Genomic DNA, 25,848 nt, shown 5'->3' on the forward strand with positions numbered 1-25,848 from the left:
ATACATAACATTTTTTGTTTAAACTTTAACAAATCTCATAACAGATACTAGAAATTCCGTGGGATTTTCCGCATGCAACCAATGCCCAGCATTTGAAATTTCGTTTATTTGTGATTGAGGAAATTGCCTTTTAATACGAGATTCATCATCCTCTACAATATAATTAGATTTTTGTCCTTTAAGGAAAAGAGTACGTCCTTTATAAACAAAATCTTCAGGCAGTTCAACTCCAATTTCTGAAGAATTTTGTATCAAACTATCCAAATTCATACGTAATCCAAGCTTCCCTTTTTCCTTCCAGAATAGGTTCTTCATCAAAAACATTCGCACTCCTATATCTTGTACATAAGAACTCAAAGCTTTATCGACCTCTCCTCTACTTTTCAATATTTCAAAATCCAAAGAACTTAATCCATCCAAAATATCTTGATGGTGTAATGGATAATATTTTGGCCCTATATCTGCAACTATTAATTTACTTAGAATTTCTGGGTAGTTGTTAGCAAAAAACATTGCTGTCTTGCCACCCATAGAATGACCAAGTAGTATGATATCTTTTAGCTTATGATCATTACAATATTTTAATAAATCAGATGCCAAAAGTTTGTAATCAAACTCTTCGCTATGCGGACTACGTCCATGGTTTCTTTGATCTATCAAATGCATCTGATATCCATTTTCCGAAATTTTCTTAGCCAGCGTTTTCCAATTATCACCCATACCAAGAAAACCATGTAGAATTACAAATGGAGTTCCTTCTCCAAAAACATTAGCATATAACTTCATTCTCCAAATTATTTAAGTCTGTGCAAATACATGTTTACAACATTTTCTAACCCAAGATATAAGGATTCACTTATTAACGCATGCCCAATAGAAACCTCCAACAATCCAGGAATACTTTCTTTAAAAAATTTAATATTATCAAGGGAAAGATCGTGACCAGCATTTACTCCAATCCCCAATTCCATAGCTAATTTAGCACATTCAGCATATGGTCGCACTGAATCTAGATTACCTTTAGCATATTCTGATGCAAAATCCTCTGTATATAATTCTATTCTATCGGCACCTGTTTCTTTAGCTCCTTCTACCATCTCCTTAACAGGATCGACAAAAATGGAAGTTCTGACTCCATTCTTTTTGAATTCCGATATAACTTCACTTAAAAAACTTTTGTGCTTAACAGTGTCCCAACCAGCATTACTAGTTATTGCATCAACCGCATCCGGAACAAGCGTTACCTGAGTTGGCTTAACAGCCTGCACTAAGTCTATAAATTTTGGTATCGGGTTTCCTTCTATATTAAATTCGGTATGCACGACTGGCTTTAGATCATATGCATCCTGATACCTAATATGTCTTTCATCTGGTCTTGGATGAATCGTAATACCTTCTCCACCAAAATCCTGAATATCAGCAGCCACCTTAAGCAAATCAGGAGTATTACCACCTCTTGAATTACGTAATGTTGCTATTTTATTGACATTAACACTTAATTTTGTCATAGTTTTTGATATAACTTTTAATAAAAAGCAAAAATACGAACTTGAGAGTGCCTCGGTTACATATTTTTGATTAATTTGCATAAAAAGCCCCGGGAATATGAAGACAAGCTTATACATAATAAACGAAATAGATCCACTCGCTACAACAGCTAAAGTTGTGGATGCGCAGCTTTTATTTAACGAACTTACCTACACTCACTTTCCTGTTTTAAAAGACGGTACTTATATCGGCTGCATATCGGAAGCAGATGTAAGATGTTTTGAAACAGAAAAAACATTAGAATCCTACTTGTATTCTTTAGAAGGTTTTTTTGTTAGGGCCGATTCCAACTGGTTAGACATTTTAGAATCGTTTGCTCAAAATCATTCCAATATATTGCCCGTTCTAGATGACGACAACAATTATCAAGGTTATTTTGAATTAAGAGATATTATGAACCTCTTTAATGAAACCCCTTTCCTAAGTGAACCAGGCAATATTTTGATTGTAGAAAAAGGTGTTTTAGATTATTCATTTAGCGAAGTTTCACAAATTATAGAATCAAACAACGCCAAATTACTTGGCCTATTTATTTCTAATACAGAAAATGATGTAACCCAAATTACATTAAAAATAAATGATAGCGACATAAACAATATTGTTCAAACATTTAGAAGATATAGTTACAATATTGTCTCTAAGCATCAAGAAGATTTATTTCTAAACAATCTTAAGGAAAGATCGCATTATTTAGAAAAATATCTTAACATATAACACCAACGAACAAAACATATCATAATGAAGGTAGGTATTTACGGCCAGTTCTATCATGAAAAATCTGGAATATATATTCAACAATTACTAGAAGCTCTGGACAAAAATAATATTGAGGTAGTAATCGAAAAAAACTTTCTTGAACTAATTGACCTTCATGATGATATTGACAAAAGTTATTCTCACTTCAGTACTTTTGAAGAATTAGATCATTCCTACGACCTTTTTTTTAGTATTGGAGGAGACGGAACCATTCTAAAAACTATAACCTATGTTAGAGACTTAGGGATTCCAATAGCCGGAATTAATACAGGAAGATTAGGTTTTTTGGCGACTATTCAGAAAGAGGAGATAAATGACACTATCGATCTTATTCTAAATAAAAAATTCCACATTTCGCCTAGAAGTATTGTTACTATAGATACATTACCAAAATCTGATGAATTTGGTGTATTAAATTTTGCAATGAATGAAATTGCGGTTAGTAGAAGAAACACTACTTCTATGATAACGGTGCACACCAGTCTTAATGATGAATTCTTAACCTCTTATTGGGCGGATGGATTAATTGTCTCTTCCCCAACAGGCTCTACAGGATATTCCCTAAGTTGCGGCGGACCAGTTATGATGCCTGATGCAGAAAGTATGGTATTAACCCCAATAGCGCCTCATAATCTAAATGCAAGACCATTGGTTATTCCCGATGATAAAGAAATAAAACTACAAGTTTCTGGAAGAGAAGACACCTATTTAGTATCTCTAGACTCTAGAATACACGCTTTACCAAATGAAACTACAGTTGTTATAAAAAAAGCACCTTTTAAAATTAACATGGTCGTTTTGGAAGGAGATAGCTTCTTAAAAACATTACGAAAAAAAATGCTTTGGGGTGAAGATAAACGCAACTAAACAATAAAATCCACTAAAAAGTGTTTTTTAATTCATACTATTTTACTCAAATTCTTGTGTACTAAAGTTAATTGTTATATTTGCAAACTTTTGAAAATCTATGAGATACTTAGCATCCTTTGTATTAATTTTGTTTTTTGGACAATCTATCAACTCACAAACCTATGAGGTAGGGCTGATGGTTGGTGGTTCTAATTATATTGGCGACGTAGGATCCACCTACTACATATCACCAAATGCTCTTGCTTTTGGAGCTATTGGAAAATGGAATCGAAGTAAAAGACACGCGTTTAGAGCATCCTTTTTATATGCTAACCTAAAATCAAATGATTCTAGAGGAGATGACAGAAGAGTTCAAAGAGGTTTTAGCTTTAATAATTCTGTAAAAGAAATATCTGCAGGATTAGAATTTAATTTTTGGGACTGGTATTTATACGATAGTCAACCACAATTCACTCCTTATTTATATACAGGTTTGACTGGTTTCAACTATAGTGCTAAGGCAGTTGACCCAAATAACGGGAATCAAATTAGTACATATAGTGAAAAATGGAGTGTTGCTATCCCTATGGTAGTTGGTGTTAAAAAAACAATGGGAAGACACTGGGTTTTAGGTGCTGAAATTGGTGCGAGATATACATTCACTGATAATTTGGACGGAAGTGATCCAGACAGTGCATTTGGAACAGGATTTGGTAATTTGGATAATAATGACTGGTATGTATTTACTGGTATAACAATATCCTATACATGGGGACGAATACCATGTTATTGTGCATTTTAAAAAATGATTAATAAAGAACAACTCAATTCTAACATTCCGGAACATGTAGCCATCATTATGGATGGTAATGGACGGTGGGCAAAAAAGAAAGGATTCTTTAGAGCTGTTGGCCATGAAAAAGGAACAAAAGCTGTTAGAGAAGCCGTAGAGGGTGCCGCAGAAATAGGAATAAAACATCTTACTTTATATGCTTTTTCTACAGAAAACTGGAACAGACCCAAGTTAGAAGTAGAGACTTTAATGAGGCTTTTGGTGAGTTCATTAAAAAAAGAAATAAAGACTCTACAAAAAAATAATATCCGACTAAATGCCATCGGAAATCTACAAGCACTACCCGAAAAAGCCAGAAAAGAATTACTGGAAGTCATTGAAAAGACTAAGGATAACAAGCACATGACACTTTCATTAGCACTTAGTTATGGCAGTCGAGAAGAGCTAATAAAAACTATACAAGAAATAAGCATTAAAGTTAAAAATAATGTACTTTCGCCACATCTTATAAATGAAGCAGTCATTAATGAGCATTTGTATACTAAAAACCTACCAGATGTTGATTTATTAATACGTACAAGTGGAGAACAGCGTATTAGTAATTTCTTATTATGGCAGATCGCGTATGCAGAATTATATTTTACTGAAATATTATGGCCTGATTTTAAAAAAACAGATTTATTGGAAGCCATTTTAAATTATCAACAAAGAGAAAGAAGATTTGGAAAAACTAGTGAGCAGCTTAGTTAAAAAGATGACAAAAAAATTACCTATTACGTATTTTGCATTCTTTGCATTTTTATTAAATACAGTATTACTTTCGGCACAAAGCATCCCTGGCACAACAGGAAAAGAGTATATTATTGGAGATATTGAGGTAACTGGAATATCTACATATAGTAAAAATACTATTATTACTTTTACAGGGCTTAAAAATGGTCAGCGAATTGCACTACCAGGTGATCGAATCAGTCAGGTTATTAAAAAACTTTGGGATCTTGAATTGTTTAGTGATATTAATTTCTACATTACCAAAGTAGAAGGCGATACTGCTTATTTGGAAATCAACATCCAAGAAGTACCTGAATTAAACGAGGTTCGTATTGATGGCGTTAGAAAACGTAAAGGAGAAGATTTGATCAAAGAAAACAGTCTTACTTCTGGAGCAAAGGTTACTGAAAACCTTATTACCACAACACGTAATTTTATTACCAATAAGTATCGTAAAGATGGCTTTCTTAATACCAAGGTAGTTATTAACACTACAGCTGTTAAGGACACTGTTCCGACTAACAAGGTAAATATGTTAGTGCGTGTAGACAAAGGAGATCGCGTAAAAGTTGATAAAATTAGGATTAACGGAAATGAGCAATTTTCTGATAGTAAAGTGCGATCAGCAATGAAAAACACTAAGCAGAAAAAATTCTGGAGATTCTGGAAACGTTCAAAATATATTAAGAACGATTATCAGGAAGACAAAGAAAACATTGTTAGTAAATACAAAGAAAAAGGATATCGTGATGCTCGTATCACTTCTGATTCACTTGTTGTAGAAGATAACAATAGTGTATCGCTAAACCTAGCCATTGAGGAAGGCAATAAATATTATTTTGGTGATATAAATTTCTTAGGAAATAGTGTTTATACGGACAATCAATTGGCTAGACAATTAGTTATCAAAAAAGGAGATGTATACAATGGTGTTCTTCTCGAAAAACAAATTGCTGACAACACAAAACCCGATGCAGATGACCTTACCAACCTGTATCAAAATAACGGGTACTTATTCTCAAACATAGATGCCGTAGAAACAAACGTAAAAAATGACACTATTGATTTTGAAATAAGAATTCGAGAAGGGAAACTAGTTCATTTTGATCACATCACTGTTACTGGTAATGACAAAACTAATGATCACGTAATTTATCGAATTTTAAGAACTCAACCTGGACAAATATATAGTAAAGATTTAGTTGTAAGAACCGTTAGAGAATTAGGGCAATTAGGGTTCTTCGACCCAGAACAATTAGAACCACAATTTAAAAATGCTGATCCACAAGCAGGAACAATAGACATCAACTATCCGGTTGTAGAAAAAGGAGCAAGTCAGATTGAGCTTCAAGGTGGTTTTGGTGGCGGAGGTTTTGTTGGAACACTTGGTTTAGCGTTCAGTAATTTTTCGATCAGAAACATTTTTAACAAAGAAGCATACAGTCCTTTACCTATGGGAGATGGTCAAACGCTTCGTGTAAGAGCTCAAGCTAGTCAGTTTTTTCAGACCTATAGTTTATCATTTGTTGAGCCTTGGTTAGGAGGAAAAAAACCTTTCCAACTTTCTACATCTTTTTCACATACAATTCAATTTTTATTCAATAACAGAACCCGTGATGTAGACAGAGATAGTAAATTCCTTATTACTGGTGGATCTATTGGTATTGCAAAAAGATTAAACTGGCCTGATAACTATTTTACGTTATCACAAGCTGTAAGTATCCAGCATTATAACCTTAAAAACTACAACACAAGATTGTTTACGTTTGGTAATGGTTCCTCTAACAACTTAGCATACACAATAGGAATTAATCGAAATAACACAGCTGTAAATCCAATTTTTCCAACAGCTGGATCAGAATTTAACCTAATTGCTAAATTGTCTCTTCCCTACTCACTTTGGGATGGTACTGATTATAAAGAACTAGCACAAGAACGTAGTACTTTATTGGAAGAACAAGAAGATCTTATCAATACTGACCCTACTAATTCAAGGATTGGAGAAATCGGAACTGAAATAGGAGAGATTGATCAGGAACGATTTGATTGGTTAGAATACTATAAAATTAAATTTGATGCTACTTGGTATACTACACTTGCTAAGATTGGAAAAAATCCTTTAGTGTTAAAGACTGGTGCTGAATACGGTTTCCTTGGAGCTTATAATAATAATCGAGGAAATATTCCTTTCGAAAGATTTTTCCTAGGAGGAGATGGATTAGGGGCAACAGCTCTTGATGGAAGAGAAGTTGTGGCGCTTAGAGGGTATCCAAATCAATCACTTATTCCTCTTAGTAGAGCAAATGATCCAGATTTTGTAGAAGATGGGGCAACAATTTATAATAAATATTCGTTAGAGCTTCGTTATCCGATTACTCTAAAACCATCAGCTTCTATTTATATGCTGGCGTTTTTAGAAGGAGGAGCGTCTTATGATAGCTTTAGAGGGTTTAATCCATTTCAATTAAATCGTTCTGCTGGAGCAGGTTTACGTATCTTTATGCCAGCCTTTGGATTGCTGGGTATTGATTTTGGGTATGGTTTTGACCCAATTCCAGGTACGACAGGAAATAATGGATGGGAAACTCACTTTATCATTGGACAACAATTTTAATTTTGGCACGATTATTTCTATAAACAAAACAGGATCATGAAAACAAAAGTTCTTTTAGTATTAGCAGCTATCCTTTGGTTATCTTTCTCCAATATTGCAGAAGCACAAAAAGGTATAAGAGTCGGTTATATAGATATGGATTATATCTTAGAAAATGTACCTGAGTATAATGAAGCTTCAGCCGATTTAGAAACCAAAGTACAAAAATGGAAGGTGGAAATCGAAGCTGAATTAAAGGAAGTAGAACAAATGAGAAAAGATCTCAACAATGAACGTGTTCTTCTTACTAAAGAGCTTATAGAAGAAAGAGAGGAAGATATTTTCTTTAAAGAAAAGGAAATTCTTGAATATCAACAAAAAAGGTTTGGCCCTAATGGTGATTTATTTATCCAGAAAAGGCGATTAGTGCAGCCAGTGCAGGATCAAGTTTTTGTTGCGGTTCAGGAAGTTGCAAAAAACAAGAAATACGACTTTATATTTGACAAATCTGCGGATTTAGTAATGTTATATTCCGCTGATAGATACGATATAAGTGATCAAATATTACTTAGAATAAATAGAGCCTCTAAAAGAAGGCAAGTAAGTAGCAAAAAAGAGAAGAAAGCATTAGAACGTGCTGAAAAAAGAAATGTTGAGCAAGAAAAAGAAGTCACTGACAGAGATAGAGCAACATCTAAAAAACAATCTGAGAGAGAGCAATTGCTAGCAGAAAGAAAAGCCGCTAGAGATTCAATCAGGGCAGCAAAGAAAAAAGAATATGAAGAAAGAAGAGCTAAACTCTTAGCAGCACAAAAAAGAAAAAAAGACTCTATAAAGGCTTTAAAAGAACAGCTTAAAAATGATACCCCATCAGATAATAATGATGGAGAGACAAATGATAATGACGATAATTAGAGAAATTAATTTTTAAATTTATAACACACTTAATATTATTAAAATGAAAAAGTTTAGAACCCTATTAGTAGCTTGTGCATTAATCCTAGGAGCATCAAGTTTCGTAAATGCGCAATCTAAAGTAGCACATATTGCATCGCAAGAACTTGTAGAAGCAATGCCTGCTTTTAAAGCTGCCAAGAGTGAAATTGAAAAGCTAAACAAGACATACGAAGCTGAGATCAGAAACATGGTTTTGGAATTACAGAATACAATGAAAAAGTATCAAGCAGAAGTAGCTACTAAGACTGAGGAAGAAAATGCTAAAAGAGCGCAAGAAGTTCAGGCTACTGAAAAAAGCATTGGAGATTATAGACAAAATGCTTTGCAAGATCTTCAGAAAAAAGAAATTGAATTGTTAAAGCCAATCTATGAAAGCGCACGTGTTTCTATCCAAAAAGTAGCTAGAGCACAAGGGTTTCAATATGTATTAGATTCTACTACAGGTACAGGAGTTATCTTGGCTGATGGAAAAGATTTAATGGCTGATGTAAAAAAAGATCTAGGTATCTAAAAAATTACAATTTATAGCATAAAATAAAAAAACAGTGAGCCTAATTTCTCACTGTTTTTTTTATTTTTGGCAAAGTACTATCTCGTAGTAATGAACAATCAACCAATAGGTATTTTTGATTCGGGTATTGGTGGAACCTCCATCTGGAAGGAGATCGCAATCGCATTGCCTAACGAAAACACTATATATCTAGCGGATAGTAAGTATGCTCCTTATGGCAAACGCAGTAAAGAGGAAATCATAGCATTAAGTATTAAAAACACAAAAAAACTCTTAGAACTAAACTGTAAAATCATTGTTGTTGCCTGTAATACTGCAACTACTAACGCCATAAAAGTACTTAGAGATCAATTTGATATTCCATTTATAGGCATCGAACCGGCTATAAAACCTGCAGCTCTTAATACTAAAACTCGAAAAGTAGGCGTATTAGCTACCAAAGGTACGCTGTCTAGCGAACTCTTTGCTAAAACATCTGATCTATACGCTACCAAAATAGAAGTTATAGAAGTTATCGGTACGGGATTGGTAGAACTTATAGAAGAAGGTAAAATCCATACCTCAGAAATGTTTGCACTATTAACATCCTATGTCCAACCTCTTATAGAACAAAATATTGATTATCTGGTATTAGGTTGTAGTCATTACCCCTATTTAATTCCGATTCTTAGAAAAATGGTTCCGGATAATATTATTATAATAGACTCTGGTGAAGCTGTGGCAAGACAGACTAAAGTTATTCTTTCAGAAAAAGAAATTTTAAAACAAGATTACCAAGAAGGATCCCATATTTTCTTCACTAATGGGGAATTACAAATTTTGCGAGATATTCTTAAAAAAAGCAATATACCCACAAGTTCTGAACTGCTAGAATTCTAACCAAAGTAAGAATTGGACTTCATTTTAACATGTGTTTTGTTAAAAATTTTACTCTTTAACGAACTTTAACAATTCTTATCGTTTTTTGGATAATTTTTTTCCTTTATTTGATAATCTCTTGACTGTTAGTTTTTTACAGTAAAGAAGATACTAATAGACCTTTTACCCCTAATTCTGTTATTATGAAGAAAAGCTTTGTAACGCTTTTTGGATTATTTTGTGTGACCTTTACTATTGCGCAAAATAATGTTAAAATCGATGGAAGATTAAAACCTCTTTTAGATAATTTTTTTGAGTATTGTAAAGAATATAATATAGAATATTACGATAAGTTATTTGAACTTAAAAACATTGATATTGTTGACACACTCACTGTTTCCCCTGAAGTATCAACGTTAGGAATGCTTACAAGAGATAAAGACAACAAAGTAGAAAACATTGTAATTAATTGGATGGTACTACTGGATCAAGAAATATTAAAAGTAGTTGCATTTCATGAATTTGCGCACTATTTTCTAGAATATGAAAAGCATATTTGTGATGATTGCGGACAAATAATGGCTGTGGTTAATAGTAGTTATTTTGATATTGTAAAAGATTGGGACAATCAAGTGAAAAAACTATTTATGGATTCTCCAATATATAAGAAAAGAAAAACTGTTGCCTCTATAAATCAACATAGTAGACAGAATTATTTAGCTAACTAGTTGATTCATTTTTTCTATTTAAAATAATCTAACAATACTCCCTTTTTTGAAGAAGAAACCATAAGTTCTTTACCAGAAGATAACTGTACGCTACCTCCTTTACCTTTTTTATACCTTACTATAGTATTTACATTAACCAAGTAGCTTTTGTGGATTCTAACAAATCCATGATCTTTCAAAGATTCTTCGAAATACTTTAAAGTTTTACTTACTAATTTTTGACCTTGATTCAGAAATATTTTCGTATAATTATCATCCGCTTGACAATATAAAATATCAGAAATTTTCAATACTTCAAAACCATCCTGTTGCGGTATTGTAATCTTACCGTCAACAGTAGGAGATATTTTTGGTGTTAAAACTTTATCCTGTAGTTCTTTTTCTCGCTCTTTTATATGACTTACATGATCTACAGCCTTTATAAGATTATCAATTGCTATAGGCTTTAATAAATAGTATGTGGCTTGTGCATTAAGTGCATCTACAGCATAATGATCATAAGCCGTTACAAATACAGTTTCAAATGTTCTATCTGGGACTTGTTCCAACAAATCAAAAGCGTTGCCATATGGCATTTCTACATCAAGAAACAATAGATCAGGATTATTGGACTCCAGGAGTTTTAATGTTTCCTGAACACTTGCAGCTTCTCCCAATACTTTAACAGTTGGACAATATTTATTTAGGTAATTTTTCAGGATTGCTCGGCTATTAGCCTCGTCATCTACTACTATCGCGGTTAAATTCACAGTTTTCAGATTTATTAAATTATTCCTAAGTCAAGTATTTCTATTGTTTTTCAAAAACACCTCTAAGTGTTATTTATCTTTTTTCAGTATTAGTTTCACCTCGGTACCACCCTCATTACTCAAATCGGTTATAAAAACATCCACTTTATCCTTATACATCTTATTAAGAATAGTAATCCTCTTTTTGATATTACTCATTCCTTGAGATTTTTGTTTCTTTTGGTTTAATGTTTTTAATGCTATTGATTTTTCTCTCCCGATTCCATTATCAGAAATTACAATTTCAATGGTGTCATCTATAGTTTTAGCAAAGTTTATTGACAATAGTCCTTTCTCCTCCTTGTATCTCAACCCGTGCCAAACCGCATTCTCAACATAAGGCTGTAGTAACATTGGCGGAATCATATATTGTTTAACATCAATTTTCGGATCTACTTCTATAGCATATTCGAATTTATCCTGAAATCTAAAATGCTCTAACTGCACATACAATGCTAACAATTCTATTTCTTTTTCTAATGGAATAAAATCTTCTTCACTATTTTCTAAAACTGCTCTCATCAGCAAAGAAAAATCCGTTAAATATTTGTTAGCAGCTCTCTCATCACTCGTAGCTATAAAAGTATTTACAGAATTTAATGCATTAAAAATAAAATGAGGATTCATCTGAGAGCGCAATGACTTCAATGCTAATAAATTATTAGCATATTGCTGCTGCTTAATATTACGATACATTAAATATGCCGCCAAAAACAATAATACAGACAACCCAATTAAGGAATATATAATTACTTTTTGCTGACCTGCTAACTCCTGCGATGCAAAAGCTAGTTTATATTTACTTTCATTAAGTTCTCTATCTTTCTCTAATGTAGCAATACGATTTGCTTTTTGTACCAGTTCTCTATTAAATCTGTTAGCTTGTGATATTTCTTGTTCTTTCTGAATATATAGTTTATCGATAATTGCCTCATACTCCTCAAAAGTTTCAGAAGCTTTTTTGATCTCGCCTTTTTCACGATATACCTCTCCCAATTTACGCGTAGCGTCCTTCTGTACAACCAAATCGTTTTCTGAAGTCGCTTTTTTAATACTTTCTTTTAAATATGGGATAGCTTCATCATATTCCTCCTGCGCAGCAAAAGCATTGGCTATTTTGTAATTCTGCACCTGCGAAGTAATAGCACGATCGTCAACATTAAGGGGTTCTGATGCAATTGTATCTCTTTCAACAGTATTAAAACTTTCTTTTTTTTCGATATCCTGAATATCCTCAAGTGCTTCTTTTCTTAATTCTATCTCTTTATCATAACTGTTGCTCTTATTATAAAAATCTGCTGCCTTTGCTCTTTGTCGAGCAGATGACTTTTTACTTCTTTGACTAGCTAACTGGACTGAATTACCTAAATATTTTTCCGCACCATCAAGATTACCTTGCAATTGAAGCATTTCTGCTAATTTCGAGTTTAATTCAATAATGATATCCTCATACTTTTTCTTTTGTGCTAATGACAATGCCTTATTATAATTACTTATTGCATTTGTATTATCATTCCGCCCTTTATAACTATCTCCTAACCCCTGATAAACCTTTACTTTTTGTAAAGAGCTAAGCCTTGATTTCTCTAATTCCTTAAAAGTTAACAATGAAGCCTCATAATTTTTACTTAGCAATTGAGAATTCCCAAGTTTAATCTTTACATCTTTACTAAACTTATTACTAAGACTGGTTACATAATTACTTTCTGCTAAATCCGGTTGTTTCCAATAGTCATAAATATCTCCTAAAGTTTCAAAAAGCTCGGCTTTCTTTTCATCTCCAAAAGTATCATCCTCTTCTATAGTTTCAAGAGCTTTAGTGACATAATCAATACTGGTCGCAGCATCTTTTTTCAAAGAGCTTCTAGCAGCGGTAAGATTAGCTCCATATACAGCGGATGATCTTTTCTGCTTTTCTACTTTTTTTTCATTTGACGCAGAAGGATCTTCCTGAACCTTAACATCTATCCTTTCATCACTATTAATCTTATGATAGATCGTATTAAAGCTATCATGACGTATGATAATCTCATCACCTACTCTAGCCTGTATTTTAAAATCCCCCAAATTATCAGTCCGATATAAGCTACCACCAACCACCTGAATTTCTACATTCTTTATTGGTTTAAGCGTTTTGTCTTCCTTTACAGTACCTCTTATTGTCGTCCTAGTTATTGTTCCCCTAGGTTTCTCTAATGTTCTCGCATTATCTTGAGCAACAAAAGAACTTGGCAATAGCCACAAAATCAACAAAATAAAATAAAACTTATTCATCATATACTATCTAAGCGAGGTAAACTTAATCCATTTATGTGGGATATTAAAATCAGTATTTACAGATATTGTGGTTTTATATAAGTTTTCATATTATAAAAGAACCTTTCCCTAACTGATACGTCTTTTTCACTCATTCACAACATAGCTTTCCTCATTAATGGTTTTTATCCAAAAAAGTTACTATTAGTTTTAGCCAAAATATAAAAGAGCAACAATTATGAAGACAATATGTATATGGAGTTTATTATGTTTACTAATAATTCCTGTTTCCTGTAATGCAAAAAATAATAGAAATTCGGAATTAGCATTTCAATCTAAGAATTCAAATCAGATATACACATCCAAAACCGATCCTGATACCAAAAACATACAGGTAGCATTATTGCTGGATACCAGTAATAGTATGGACGGATTAATTGATCAAGCAAAAGCTCAGTTATGGGAAATCGTAAATGAATTGTCCTATGCAAAATGCGGGCATTACAAAATTAAACTACAGATAGCCTTATATGAATATGGCAATGATCGTTTACCATCAAAGGAAGGCTATATAAGGCAAGTACTACCTTTTTCTGACGATCTAGATGAAATATCGAAAGAACTTTTCGCATTAACTACTAATGGAGGAAATGAGTATTGTGGTAAAGTAATCAATACCTCAATAAATCAATTAGATTGGAAAAAAAACAATGATCACCTTAAACTAATCTTTATAGCTGGGAACGAACCTTTTACACAAGGGCCCGTAAACTATAAAGATGCAGCTACTGATGCTAAGGAAAAAGACATTACCATCAATACTATATTTTGCGGTAACTACAAACAAGGTATTGGAACCAATTGGAAAGATGGTGCTGATTTAACTAATGGAGAGTATAGTGCGATTGATCATAATAGAGAGACTATACATATAGCAACACCTTACGATGATATTATTTTGCAACTAAATCGTAAACTAAACAACACCTATATCTACTATGGCAATGAAGGTTCTAAAAAAATAAGCCTACAAGCAGAGCAGGATAATAATGCTAGGTCATATAGTCAAGCAAACGCAGTTAGCAGAACAGTTAGTAAAAGTTCTGGGTTTTATAAAAATAAAAGCTGGGACCTAGTAGATGCCGCAGAAGATAAAGATTTCGAACTAGAGGAAGTTGCTAAAGAAGAACTGCCGCAAGAATTAAAGAATAAGTCTAAAACTGAACTAAAACAATACATTACTCAAAAGAGCAATGAACGAAAAGAGGTTCAGAAAAAGATACAAGAATTGAACAAGAAACGTTTAGCGCATATTAAAAATAATAGTAAAAAGGATGAATCAAACCTAGAAGCTGCTCTTATAAAAGCAATAAAAACTCAAGGAAGAAAAAAATCTTTTAGCTGGGAAGAATAAAAAAACACAACAATGAAAACAACACTAATTATTATTTTAATAGTATCCACATCCATGTCAGTAATCTCACAAGAAAACAAAAAATTACAAGACTCTAAAGTTGACTATAATTCTTTTTTAGAAATATCAGAGGAAGTTCTGGAATATAGACAAGCAAGATTAGTACCTCTAGATCAATTCCTTGATTTCGCAAAAGATACCGGCACTATTCTTCTGGATACAAGATCTGAATCTGCTTATAACAAGAAACATCTTAAAGGTGCTATTCATTTAAATTTTTCCGACTTCACGGAAAAGAAATTAGCTAAATTAATTCCTGATAAAACAACTCGAATATTAATTTACTGCAACAATAACATCGATGGTGATACTCTAAATTTCCCAACTAAGAAGTTACCGTTGGCACTAAACATCCCAACGTTCATAAATTTATATGGATATGGTTATAAATATATATATGAATTATCTTCACTAGTTCCTATACGGGATAAACGGCTGAAATTTATCGGCTCTGAAGTGGAATAAACAAATAAAGGCAAGCTTAAAAAGCTTGCCTTTATTTGTAATCTTTAAACTATACTGTTTGAATTAATTATTTACAGCAGGACAATGACAGTTCCAACGTTCTTTACGCTTTCCGAAATCATATCCAAGTGTTAACTGATGGAAACCTCCATTACTAAGGACTACTGAGTTAGACTGATAACTATACGTATATCCAACCATCCATTTTTTATAATTTATACCTATAAGCGGTGTAATATATTGTAATTTTTGGCTTTCGATTTCGATACCTGTTTGAGAAAACTCGGCTCCATCAAAACTTCTTCTATAAGATACTCCTCCCCATAAAGTGGCTAGTTCGCCAAATCTTCTATATACTTTCACATTTGCATCAATAGTACTTTCTTTAGTCTGATCAGTAGCCTGATATAGAATCGATGGTTCTAAACTCCAAGGACCATTTCCTAACCCAAATACATACCCAACAGAGAAAATATATCTTCGTTGGTTATTAGAATCTCTTAAAGTAGCACCAATATCCGTATTATCAAATAAATCTCTAGCAGTAGGCAGTAAATTTTTTACTGTAAAATGCGTATACCAATTCAGATAATGATATGACATCCCAACGTCAACATTAAAATATGCGTCTTTTTGCACATTCCCTCTTAACACAGGATCAGGATCTGCAGGATCATCAAGACCTCTTTCGTCCACATTAGACTGAATAAACCCTCCACTCATACCAAAAGATAACATATTAAGATCGGTACGATCACGAGAGAATAATAAATGATATGCAAAAGTTACAAATACACCAGTCTGAGAAAAACGTCCGTTTTCATCTCGGTACACAATACCTCCTAAGCCTACTTTGTCACCTGTTCTAAAATTAATATTTGCAGATTGTGTGCTCGGAGCATTATCAACATCAAACCATTGTTTCCTCGCAGTAAGCCTAATTTTATTAGCATTAGAGGCTCCTGCCATAGATGGATGAACTAAATATAAGTTATCAGAAAGATAATCTGTATAAACGGGGATTCCTTCCTGAGAAAAAATAAATTGTGAGGTCAGTATAGCAAACAACAAATAGTATTTCTTCAAATTCATTAGAGGCATTATGTTAAATAAAGGAAAAACTAGGTTAATTATTTCAATATAAACTGTTTAATTCCGCTTATATTGTGGGGCTTTAATATTTATTTTCCCAATCAAAATATTATTTCTTGCCGGCTTCAAATATATAAATTTTTACCAGAACATATCTTTTTACCCCAGTATTAAAACATTCTTAATGCCACAAACCCTACTATTATGGAGTTACTTTTTAGTAAATTTGCCAAAAATATGATTATGGAAAAGAATTTTGAAATAAAAATAGAGCCTACTTCTAATGCTAGTATTATAAAGTTTGAAGCTAATTATTTTTTGACCGAGCACACAAGCTATGAATTTGAAAATATAGATCACGCTAAAAATTCACCTCTGGCTCAACAGTTATTTTATCTACCTTTTGTAAAAAGAGTATTTATTGCGCAAAACTTTGTTGCTATCGACAAGTTTGATATTGTAGAATGGGCTGATGTACAGGATGAAATTGCAGAACAAATAAAAGAATATTTGAATAGCGGGCAGCCTATCGTCAATGAAACCGCATCTGATAAAAAAGTACCTATCACCATATACGCAGAAAGTACGCCTAATCCTGCGGTACTTAAATTTGTTGCTAATAAAAAATTAGTTACTAGTATACATGAGTTTAAAAGTATAGATGATACTAAGGAAGCACCTCTTGCAGAAAAACTGTTTCATTTCCCTTTTGTAAAAGAGGTATTTATTGATGAAAATTATATCTCTATTAATAAGTATGACATGGCGGACTGGAATGATATCACCATTGAGATAAGAGAATTCTTGCGTGAATATCTAGAGCAAGGCAAAGAAGTCTTATCCGAAAATGCTACAGTTTCAAAAAGCCAGACTGAGAAAAAAGCAGATGCAGAGTTCGAAAAACTAGATGATACTTCTAAGGATATCATAAATATTATTGAAGAATACATCAAGCCAGCTGTAGCTAGCGATGGAGGAAATATCATGTTTGACTCTTATGATCCAGAAAGCAAAGGAGTGAAAGTAATTTTACAAGGTGCCTGTAGCGGATGCCCTTCTTCTACTTTTACACTAAAAAATGGTATAGAAAACATGTTAAAAGAGATGCTGAAAGACAAAGTAGCCTTTGTAGAAGCTATAAATGGGTAGTTCATCGAATTATCTTTCATCATATCGAAAAATCCGTATAAATAATAGCCGTTATTATTTAATAAAAACCAAAGTATCTCGTATATTTAGAGAACCTTTTATAAAATATTAACCAAAAAATTATCAATATGGCAATTGTCAAAGTAATAGAAGTAATAGCAACCTCAGAAAAAGGTTGGGAAGATGCAGCTAGAAATGGAGTAAAAGAAGCTGGTAAAACAGTTAAAAACATCAAATCTGCATGGGTTTCTGACCAAAAAATGATTATTAAGAATAATGAAATTGCAGAATACAGAGTCATTCTTAAAATATCTTTTGAGATAGGTTAACAATTTATTTTTTATCTATAAAAAGCATCTCAATAGTATTGAGATGCTTTTTATATTTTTAGACTATGCTTAAAACTACCGAAGTGAAATACTTATTTCTTATCATATCAATTTTATTTTTCACCATTTGCACTGGGCAAAACAAACAATCCATGGAATCGCACACCTATACTAATGACCTTATACACGAAACCAGCCCCTATCTTTTACAACACGCTCATAATCCAGTAAACTGGAAAGCTTGGGGGAAAAAGGCGTTAACTCAGGCTAAGAATGAAAATAAACTGATTATTGTTAGTATTGGATACGCTGCTTGTCACTGGTGTCATGTTATGGAACATGAAAGTTTTGAAGACCCTCAGGTAGCAGAACTTATGAATTCCAATTATATCAATATAAAAGTAGATAGAGAAGAACGACCTGATGTAGATCAAGTATATATGAATGCAGTACAATTAATGACTGGTAGTGGTGGTTGGCCTCTTAATATGATTACACTTCCAGATGGAAGACCTGTTTGGGGTGGTACCTATTTCCCAAAAGGTAAATGGGCAGAAGCGTTGAAACAGATTTCTGATCTATATAATAGCCAACCTGAAAGATTAATAGAATATGCTGAAAAGTTAGAACAAGGAATGAAAACTGCTGATTTTATTGAAATTAATACGGATGAAATTAGTTTTGACAATGCTTTTATCGAAACATCAATAAAAGAATGGAGTACTAGTTTCGATCATCAAAAAGGGGGCACTAAACGAGTTCCTAAATTTATGATGCCAAACAACTATCAATTTTTATTTAGATATGGGTATCAAACTAAAAATGAGGAGTTAATTAAATATGTAACAAATACACTAACTAAGATATCCTATGGAGGTGTTTATGATCATGTAGGTGGTGGTTTTGCAAGATATTCTACAGATGACAAATGGCATGTTCCTCATTTTGAAAAAATGCTATATGATAACGCTCAGTTGGTGAGCTTATATTCGGACGCATATTTACTAACCCGTGATGATTGGTACAAAAAGGTAGTATATGAAACTCTGGAATTTATATCCAGAGAATTAACCAATCCTGAAGGAGCGTTTTTCTCATCCCTTGATGCCGACAGCAATACACCAAAAGGAGAACTAGAAGAAGGAGCTTTTTATGTATGGACTAAAAAAGAACTTACATCCTTATTGGGTAATGACTATGAACTATTTACTAAGTATTATAACATAAATTCTTATGGTTTCTGGGAAAAAGGGAATTATGTTTTAATTAGAAAAGAAGATAATAAAACATTTTCTGAAGAGCATAATCTATCTGTCGATACATTAAAAATGAAAATTAAAACTTGGAAAAGTATTTTGATATCAGCAAGAGGTAAACGTTCTAGACCAAGGCTTGATGACAAAACCTTAACATCCTGGAATGCACTGATGCTAAAAGGATACCTAGATGCCTATCGTGTATTTGGTGATCAAAAGTTTTTAGATATTGCCTTACGTAATGCCAATTTTATAAAAGAAAAGCAATTGCAATTAGACAACTCTCTGTTGCACAATTATAAAGAAGGAAAAAGTACTATTAATGGGTATTTAGAAGATTATGCAACCGTTATTGAAGCCTTTATTAGCGTATATCAAAACACATTTGACCAGCAATGGTTGGATATCTCTGCACGACTTACGGAATACGCGTTTGATCATTTTTATGATAAAGAAAAAAAATTATTTTATTTCACTTCTGATTTAGATCCAAAACTTATTACGCGTACCTTAGAATATACAGACAATGTGATTCCTTCATCAAATTCTATAATGGCAAAGAATTTATTTCTACTCTATCATTACACGGATAATAAAATGTATTTAAATACTAGCCAAGAAATGCTACATACTATTAAACCACAACTGGAACGATATGCCGCCGGATATTCTAACTGGTTAGATCTTATGCTTAATTATTCTGATAAGTTTTATGAAATCGTAATAGTTGGAGATCAATTAGAGTTAAAAAACAAAGAATTGAACACAACATATATTCCAAATAAATTAGTAGCCGGAAGTACCTCTTCATTAGAAACACCACTACTTAAAGGAAGGTTTTCTAAAAATAAAACACTCATCTATGTATGTGTAAATAATGCCTGTAAAATTCCAGTAGAAGATGTTGATCAAGCCAAAAAATTTATTGAGTAAGGCACTTATCACTTTTTAATATCTTTATAATAGTTAAATCCTTACTGTGCAAATCAAGATTTATTTTGTGATTGCTACATTGTCTTGTTCATTATTTAATTATACTCAATTAAAACCTGCTTCAGACTTAGCAAAAGGTTATAATTATTCTACTCCAGAAACTTAAGATGCAAAAACTTCGTTAGAACAAGATGTTCTGGGTACATTAAATAACCTTAGTAATTATTATTTAAACATTAATGATAATATTGTTCCTCTTTCTAAGAATAAAAGGAAAATAACAAATTCTTTTCCACGACATCATAAAAAAATAGTAACTTATTTTTTAAAGAAAATGATGTAAATCAACACTTTAAATAAATGAATAAAGGATTTTTCCTACATAATTACAACGTTTTCGTTGCCAAGACTACTGTTTTTCCATAAAAAATAGATGCTATATCTTCAACGAAATTTAATATTTGCCTTAAATACGCAATAAAAAAGACAAATACATTAGTGAATTAATAAAAATAATGTGTTAAAACTTATATTTTTGCATTTAATCTTGCATTTTATTACATTTAATTAACCTAAATCAATATGTCGTGAGAAAAATACTACAATTTTTATTTTTAGTAATGTCGCCTGTTTTATTTGCACAACTTCCGCAATCTTTAATAAAACCGGCTAAGAGAATAAGTACATTTGATGAGTATGATGGTTCCATTTTTAAAAGCCTACGATACAAAGATGCAAACGTTATAGATGAGAAATCAGGAACCTTTGACGCTAAACTTCGATACAATGCATATACTGATGCATTGGAATTGAAGAAAGGATCAGATTTATTTGAACTCCTAAAGAATCCTACTTCACATGCAAGAATAGACGGAGATTACTATTACTACTGTGATTTTAAGTCTCAACGGGGTTTAAAAAGACCAGGGTATTACATATTAGTTGAACTAAATGAACGATATAGAATATATAAAAAGTATTCTGTAAAAATCACGGAACCTAATAAAAAAGGATCTGCGAGCGGAACTGCAACTCCTGGCAAAGTGCAAATAAAAACAAAATACTACCTAGAAGAGCGTAATGTAATCATGGAGCTTCCTATGAATAAAAAGAAAATCTTAGCTGCTCTGAGTGATAAAGAAGAGGAATTAAAAGTCTATATTAAAAAGGAAAAAATAAAAGTAAGAAAAGAAGAAGATCTAATACGTCTTGTTTCCAGATATAATGCACTAAAAAGTAGTGATGCCAATCCATCTAGAAGCTTATTAAGCACTAGATCTAGAAGAGATTGAAATTTACCATACTAAAAGTCTATTTTATTTTAAAAAAAACCATCTTCAGGAGATGGTTTTTTTATGAACACAATTAAGCAATCATAGATATTTTATGTTCAAAAAAAATTAATTTCTCAACCATTAGGAATAAAACATGTAAGCTTTTATGTAATAAAACCGTACTTGATCTATGTTTTTTACCTTTTATCGGAATATTTTTGTATATTAGTCTCAAAAAATAATAATCTATGAGAAATATACTACAAATACTGTTGTTTTTAACAACTTCAACTTTATTGGCTCAATTACCTCAAGAATTATTGAAAACAATTCAGGAAACGAAAGTATTCGATTCGTATACAGGATCCATGTACACACCTAAAGAATATCAGAACGCTAGTATAATTGCTGAAAAAAAGGGAACATATGATGCACCCATACGATATAACATCTTTAATGACGCTTTAGAATATGCTGAAGGTTCTAAGCTATATGAAATTATTAAAACCCCTACTACCCATGTAAGAATTGAGAACGATTATTTCTATTACTGTACTTTCAAAAACGAACGTGGTTTAAGAAGGCGTGGATATTATGTTCTTGTAGATCAAAATGAGCAATATAGAATCTACAAGCAATATAATCTCAAAATTACAGAACCAAAAACTATGGATGCTAATACTGGTTCTGCTCAAATAGGAAAAATAAAAAAAATAGAAACTTATTATCTAGAAGAAAATGGTTCAATTATTAAATTACCCCCTAAAAAAAGTGACTTACTAGCAGTATTCTCTGACAAGAAAGATGAGTTAAAAAAATACATCAAAAAAGAGAAATTAAAAGTTAAAAAAACCGAAGATTTAATAAAACTAGTATCAAAATATAATGCTTTAAAAAACATTGATGCTACCCCGTCACAAAGTCTTTTAAGTAATAGGGTTCAAAATAACTAACATCTTCAAAATCATTTCTCAAAAACTTAGTATAACTTATAGTTGCCATCTGTATAGCAGATGGCAATTTTTCTGGAATGAATTCTGCGTTCTTATGGTTACATATTTCAGCAAACTTAGCTACTCCATTGCCAATAAAGTATACTTTCTTATTTTCTAAATAAACATCATAAGAAGTTTCGGTTAATATTTCTGCTTCTGTAGCTCTTATCTGCTCATAATCTTTAGCAAAAATAGCAGAATACACTTCCATCCTTCTAGCATCGATCATAGGCACAACAAAACCCTCTATTATCTTTACTTGCATTGCCAGAGAATGTAGCGTACTTATGGAAATAAGCGGAATATTCAATCCATAACATAATCCCTTGGCAGCAGAAACACCAATTCTTAAACCAGTATATGATCCAGGACCTTTACTCACTGCAATGGCATCAAGATCACTCAAAGCTATCGCCGCTTCATTAACAACTATTGTGATAAATTGATGTAAACGTTCTGCGTGTGAATATTTGGTATCGTAATCCTCCTTTGACGCAACTACTTGTCCATCTTTAGTTAATGCAACAGAGCAATTGGTTGTAGAGGTTTCTAAGCAAAGAATATAGGCCATCCTTCAAAAAATTTATGCAAAGATACCTTTAATTATCATAATTATTCTTTAGCCTTTTTGTCATTTTTAGAAGTTACTTTATCTCCTGTTTTTAATGTTTTGGTAACTACGTTATACGGTCCGGTAATAACTTCTTCTCCAACCTCCAAACCACTAGTAATCTCTATATTACTATCATCCTGAATACCTGTTTTAATAACTCTTAGTTTGGCAACTCCACCATCCTTAACAAATACGCATTCAAACTTTTCGTCAGAATCCTGAAGTTTTGTTTTCGTATAAGACCTTTTAACACTACTAGAAGTATCACTCTTAATAACAATTGCGCTAATTGGAACTCCAACAATATCTTCACTTTTATTAGTAATAACATCCACAGTGGCTGTCATACCCGGTCTGAAAGGAGAATAACTCTCAGGCTTATCTTTTACTAAATCTTGATATGATTTCTCGAGAATACGAACTTTAACTTTAAAATTGGTTACTTGATCCGCACTTAATGTACTTTCTGCAGAGTTTGCAATTTCAGTAACTAATCCTTTAAATTGTTTTTTAAGATATGCATCCACTTCAACTATGGTAGAATCCCCTAAGGCAACTTTAACAATATCATTTTCGTTTACATCTACCTCAACCTCCATATTACTTAAGTCAGCAACTCTTACTATTTCGGTTCCAGCCATTTGTTGTGTCCCCACTACTCGCTCTCCTAGCTCTACTGATAATTTAGAAATGGTTCCACTCATCGGAGCGTAGATTGTAGTTCTATTAAGGTTATCTTTTGCCTCATTTACTGTAGCTTGAGAACTTTTTACACTGTAAAAAGCTGATTGCTTTGCCGCTTCTGCAACTTCATAAGCTGAAACTGAACTATCCCATTCTGCTTTAGAAATAACTCCTTTATCAAACAACTCTTTATTACGATCATAACTTAATTTTGCCTCTTTAAGACTAGCTTCTGCTTGTCGTAAACCTGCTCGAGTATTTTCTAACGCCGCTTGAGATCTGTTTAAGCCAGACTGAATAATATCTGGGTTAATTCTAACCAAAAGATCTCCTTTTTTTACTTGTTGTCCTTCTTTAATAGGTAAGTCAATGATTTCACCAGAAACTTCAGAAGAAAGTTTAACCTCTACTTCTGGTTGAATTTTTCCAGTTGCAGAAACAGTTTCAATAATATCAATTTTTTCAATTTTTGATATCTCTACTTCTTTTAGATTTCCGTCTTTACCAAACCATCCTGCCTTTTTACCAAAGACCAGTCCAATAACTAAAACGATAACAATTATTAAAATGATTAGTAAAGTTTTTCTACTCATGACTTATTTTAAAAAATTAATTTTATTGGATGAAATTACAACCTTTTGGTTAACAGCCCAAATAGGCAGTTATATATTTATAATTTAATATCCGCTAGCTTTATTCCGAAAAAAAGTTCTAATACTTTGATTTTAAAAATATAATCAAATTTAGCTTGCACCTCATTACTCTGTGCGTTTTCCAGTCTAAATTTAGATTGGCTAAAATCAAATGCATTTGTTCTTCCTACATCATAACGATCTTTAGCGTACTCATATGCTCTCTCCTGCGCTTTTACTGCTACTAATGATGCTTCATAGGCTTCTGCAGCTCCTTTAGCATCCAGATATGCCTGATAGACATTACTATCCAAATCTAACTCTGCTTGCTCTAATTGGAAAGCAGTACGTTTTACATTGATTTTACTTCTCTTAACATTGTTTCTCGCAGAAAAACCATTAAAAATAGGAACAGAAAGAGACAATCCATAGGACAAACCATCATTCTGGTATAATTGTTTTATAAAAGGTGTAGGTCCTCCCTCTTGCAAAAGTATATTAGGTCTGCTAGAAAAAACAGCATCTCCTGAATTCCCTACAAATCCAATTTCTTCTGTTATTATTGGATTATCCGGATCTACACTTCCTGAAAATGTATTACTTCCAACTTCACTTGTTCCGTAGTTAAAAGAACCGCTTAAACTAGGGTAATATGCTCCTCTAGCAATTTGTAAATCTTTTTCTGCTATTAATTTATTTTGTTCTGCAATTTGGACTTCATATCTTGACTCTCTAGCTGTTGTTCTTATTTCATCAATAGATTTATTCATGATAGAAGACGTTGGAACTAAATATTCTTGTTCTGCTATATCAAAACTTTTATAATCCTTAATTAACAGTGTCTGTGCTAATGAAACCCGTGTAATCAACACTGCATTTTCTGCTTGTACAATACGTGTTAATTCATCAGCAGAAGTCGCTTCAATCTCAAAAATATCTCCTTCTGGCAATACACCTGCTTCAACTAAATCTTTTGTTCTTTTTAGTTGCTCTAAAGTAATTTCATGCTGCTTCTCAATTACTTTTAAGGATTCCTTATTTAATAATACTTGCAGATAACTATTTGCCACAAATAATGCAATATCATCTTTAGATTTACCAAGATTATACTGATTTAATAGTCTATTAATTTTCGCTCTTTGTAATTGTCTTACATTCCTTAATCCATCAAACAAAGTAATTCCAACTCCAATTCCATAATTAGAACTCCTAAATGTCTGAGTGCTATTAACATTTGTAATAGGATCCGTCGCTAAACCTGATCTCCAAGAATTACCAGCATTCGCATTTAGGCTTGGTAAAAAATTACCAATAGCATCAATTTTATCAATCTCTGAAGCTTCTAAATTAAGAGCAGACTGTTTAATTGTTATATTATTCTCTAAAGCATGTTCTACACATTCTCTTAGCGTCCACTTCTTTTCTTGTGCTTGCGTAGCCAGAATCCCGAAAAGGACACAGCAAATAATCGAAATTTTAATTCTCATCTGTTTTTCTTTATTTTTTTCAGAGGTCAGATGGAAACTTGCCAAAACATATAGAAA

At 32.4% G+C, this 25,848-nt stretch carries 24 protein-coding genes; 16 read left to right on the top strand and 8 right to left on the bottom strand.

All coding sequences use genetic code 11. From position 1 onward, the window contains the following. Positions 1-18 precede the first annotated feature (18 nt). Positions 19-786, bottom strand: a complete 768-nt coding sequence (locus Q0975_RS01965) for an alpha/beta fold hydrolase (protein ID WP_299432299.1) — start codon at positions 784-786, stop codon at positions 19-21. Positions 787-794: 8 nt separating this feature from the next. After that, on the bottom strand, positions 795-1,508 hold the full coding sequence (locus tag Q0975_RS01970) for a pyridoxine 5'-phosphate synthase (protein ID WP_299432302.1): 714 nt from the start codon (positions 1,506-1,508) through the stop codon (positions 795-797). 97 nt (positions 1,509-1,605) lie between these two features. Between Q0975_RS01970 and Q0975_RS01975 the strand changes: the two genes are divergently transcribed. From Q0975_RS01975 to Q0975_RS02015, 9 genes are all read left to right on the top strand, one after another. After that, a complete protein-coding gene (locus Q0975_RS01975; protein ID WP_299432306.1) occupies positions 1,606-2,262 on the top strand; it encodes a CBS domain-containing protein in 657 nt (218 codons plus the stop codon). Between the two features lie 24 nt (positions 2,263-2,286). Next, the gene (locus Q0975_RS01980) at positions 2,287-3,171 is read left to right on the top strand and encodes an NAD kinase (RefSeq protein ID WP_299432309.1); all 885 of its coding nucleotides are present in this window, start codon (positions 2,287-2,289) and stop codon (positions 3,169-3,171) included. 100 nt (positions 3,172-3,271) lie between these two features. Continuing rightward, positions 3,272-3,955: a DUF6089 family protein gene (locus Q0975_RS01985; RefSeq protein ID WP_299432312.1), complete on the top strand. Its 684-nt coding sequence runs from the start codon at positions 3,272-3,274 to the stop codon at positions 3,953-3,955. Between the two features lie 3 nt (positions 3,956-3,958). Next, a complete protein-coding gene (locus Q0975_RS01990; RefSeq protein WP_299432315.1) occupies positions 3,959-4,696 on the top strand; it encodes an isoprenyl transferase in 738 nt (245 codons plus the stop codon). Positions 4,697-4,700: 4 nt separating this feature from the next. Continuing rightward, the gene (gene bamA / locus Q0975_RS01995; protein WP_299432318.1) at positions 4,701-7,331 is read left to right on the top strand and encodes an outer membrane protein assembly factor BamA; all 2,631 of its coding nucleotides are present in this window, start codon (positions 4,701-4,703) and stop codon (positions 7,329-7,331) included. A gap of 36 nt (positions 7,332-7,367) precedes the next feature. Then, positions 7,368-8,225, top strand: coding sequence for an OmpH family outer membrane protein (locus Q0975_RS02000; RefSeq protein ID WP_299432321.1), 858 nt, complete (start codon positions 7,368-7,370; stop codon positions 8,223-8,225). Positions 8,226-8,268: 43 nt separating this feature from the next. Further along, positions 8,269-8,778 (top strand): OmpH family outer membrane protein, encoded by a 510-nt coding sequence (locus Q0975_RS02005; protein ID WP_299432324.1) that lies wholly within the window; start codon positions 8,269-8,271, stop codon positions 8,776-8,778. Positions 8,779-8,868: 90 nt separating this feature from the next. Continuing rightward, positions 8,869-9,657, top strand: a complete 789-nt coding sequence (gene murI, locus Q0975_RS02010) for a glutamate racemase (RefSeq protein WP_299432327.1) — start codon at positions 8,869-8,871, stop codon at positions 9,655-9,657. A 182-nt stretch (positions 9,658-9,839) separates the two neighbouring features. Then, positions 9,840-10,364 carry a hypothetical protein gene (locus Q0975_RS02015; RefSeq protein ID WP_299432330.1) on the top strand — a complete coding sequence of 175 codons (525 nt, stop codon included), beginning with the start codon at positions 9,840-9,842 and terminating at the stop codon, positions 10,362-10,364. A gap of 14 nt (positions 10,365-10,378) precedes the next feature. Here the strand turns inward: Q0975_RS02015 and Q0975_RS02020 are convergent, their stop codons facing one another. Further along, positions 10,379-11,113 (bottom strand): LytTR family DNA-binding domain-containing protein, encoded by a 735-nt coding sequence (locus tag Q0975_RS02020; RefSeq protein ID WP_299432333.1) that lies wholly within the window; start codon positions 11,111-11,113, stop codon positions 10,379-10,381. A gap of 69 nt (positions 11,114-11,182) precedes the next feature. Then, the gene (locus Q0975_RS02025) at positions 11,183-13,426 is read right to left on the bottom strand and encodes a histidine kinase (RefSeq protein ID WP_299432336.1); all 2,244 of its coding nucleotides are present in this window, start codon (positions 13,424-13,426) and stop codon (positions 11,183-11,185) included. A gap of 220 nt (positions 13,427-13,646) precedes the next feature. Here Q0975_RS02025 and Q0975_RS02030 point away from each other — a divergent pair, with 220 nt between their 5' ends. Then, on the top strand, positions 13,647-14,822 hold the full coding sequence (locus Q0975_RS02030) for a vWA domain-containing protein (protein ID WP_299432339.1): 1,176 nt from the start codon (positions 13,647-13,649) through the stop codon (positions 14,820-14,822). Positions 14,823-14,834: 12 nt separating this feature from the next. Then, positions 14,835-15,347, top strand: a complete 513-nt coding sequence (locus tag Q0975_RS02035) for a rhodanese-like domain-containing protein (protein WP_299432342.1) — start codon at positions 14,835-14,837, stop codon at positions 15,345-15,347. A 63-nt stretch (positions 15,348-15,410) separates the two neighbouring features. Here the strand turns inward: Q0975_RS02035 and Q0975_RS02040 are convergent, their stop codons facing one another. Beyond that, positions 15,411-16,439: a type IX secretion system membrane protein PorP/SprF gene (locus Q0975_RS02040; protein ID WP_299432344.1), complete on the bottom strand. Its 1,029-nt coding sequence runs from the start codon at positions 16,437-16,439 to the stop codon at positions 15,411-15,413. Positions 16,440-16,643: 204 nt separating this feature from the next. Between Q0975_RS02040 and Q0975_RS02045 the strand changes: the two genes are divergently transcribed. The 5 genes from Q0975_RS02045 to Q0975_RS02065 all read left to right on the top strand — a co-directional run bounded on the left by Q0975_RS02045 (position 16,644) and on the right by Q0975_RS02065 (position 22,333). Then, positions 16,644-17,588: a NifU family protein gene (locus Q0975_RS02045; protein ID WP_299432347.1), complete on the top strand. Its 945-nt coding sequence runs from the start codon at positions 16,644-16,646 to the stop codon at positions 17,586-17,588. Between the two features lie 128 nt (positions 17,589-17,716). Beyond that, complete coding sequence (locus tag Q0975_RS02050; protein ID WP_299432351.1) at positions 17,717-17,917, top strand: dodecin family protein; 201 nt, start codon at positions 17,717-17,719, stop codon at positions 17,915-17,917. Between the two features lie 152 nt (positions 17,918-18,069). After that, positions 18,070-20,106 (top strand): thioredoxin domain-containing protein, encoded by a 2,037-nt coding sequence (locus Q0975_RS02055; protein ID WP_299432354.1) that lies wholly within the window; start codon positions 18,070-18,072, stop codon positions 20,104-20,106. Positions 20,107-20,693: 587 nt separating this feature from the next. Continuing rightward, positions 20,694-21,398: a hypothetical protein gene (locus tag Q0975_RS02060; RefSeq protein WP_299432357.1), complete on the top strand. Its 705-nt coding sequence runs from the start codon at positions 20,694-20,696 to the stop codon at positions 21,396-21,398. Positions 21,399-21,628: 230 nt separating this feature from the next. Continuing rightward, a complete protein-coding gene (locus tag Q0975_RS02065; protein ID WP_299432360.1) occupies positions 21,629-22,333 on the top strand; it encodes a hypothetical protein in 705 nt (234 codons plus the stop codon). Here Q0975_RS02065 and tsaB read toward each other — a convergent pair. The 3 genes from tsaB to Q0975_RS02080 all read right to left on the bottom strand — a co-directional run bounded on the left by tsaB (position 22,287) and on the right by Q0975_RS02080 (position 25,791). Next, positions 22,287-22,946, bottom strand: a complete 660-nt coding sequence (gene tsaB / locus Q0975_RS02070; RefSeq protein WP_299432363.1) for a tRNA (adenosine(37)-N6)-threonylcarbamoyltransferase complex dimerization subunit type 1 TsaB — start codon at positions 22,944-22,946, stop codon at positions 22,287-22,289. The genes Q0975_RS02065 and tsaB overlap by 47 nt on opposite strands. 41 nt (positions 22,947-22,987) lie before the next feature. Continuing rightward, complete coding sequence (locus tag Q0975_RS02075; protein ID WP_299432366.1) at positions 22,988-24,265, bottom strand: efflux RND transporter periplasmic adaptor subunit; 1,278 nt, start codon at positions 24,263-24,265, stop codon at positions 22,988-22,990. A 77-nt stretch (positions 24,266-24,342) separates the two neighbouring features. After that, positions 24,343-25,791 (bottom strand): TolC family protein, encoded by a 1,449-nt coding sequence (locus Q0975_RS02080; protein WP_299432369.1) that lies wholly within the window; start codon positions 25,789-25,791, stop codon positions 24,343-24,345. Positions 25,792-25,848: the final 57 nt, after the last annotated feature.

It is taken from the genome of uncultured Aquimarina sp., from assembly GCF_947500065.1.
Classification (GTDB): domain Bacteria; phylum Bacteroidota; class Bacteroidia; order Flavobacteriales; family Flavobacteriaceae; genus Aquimarina.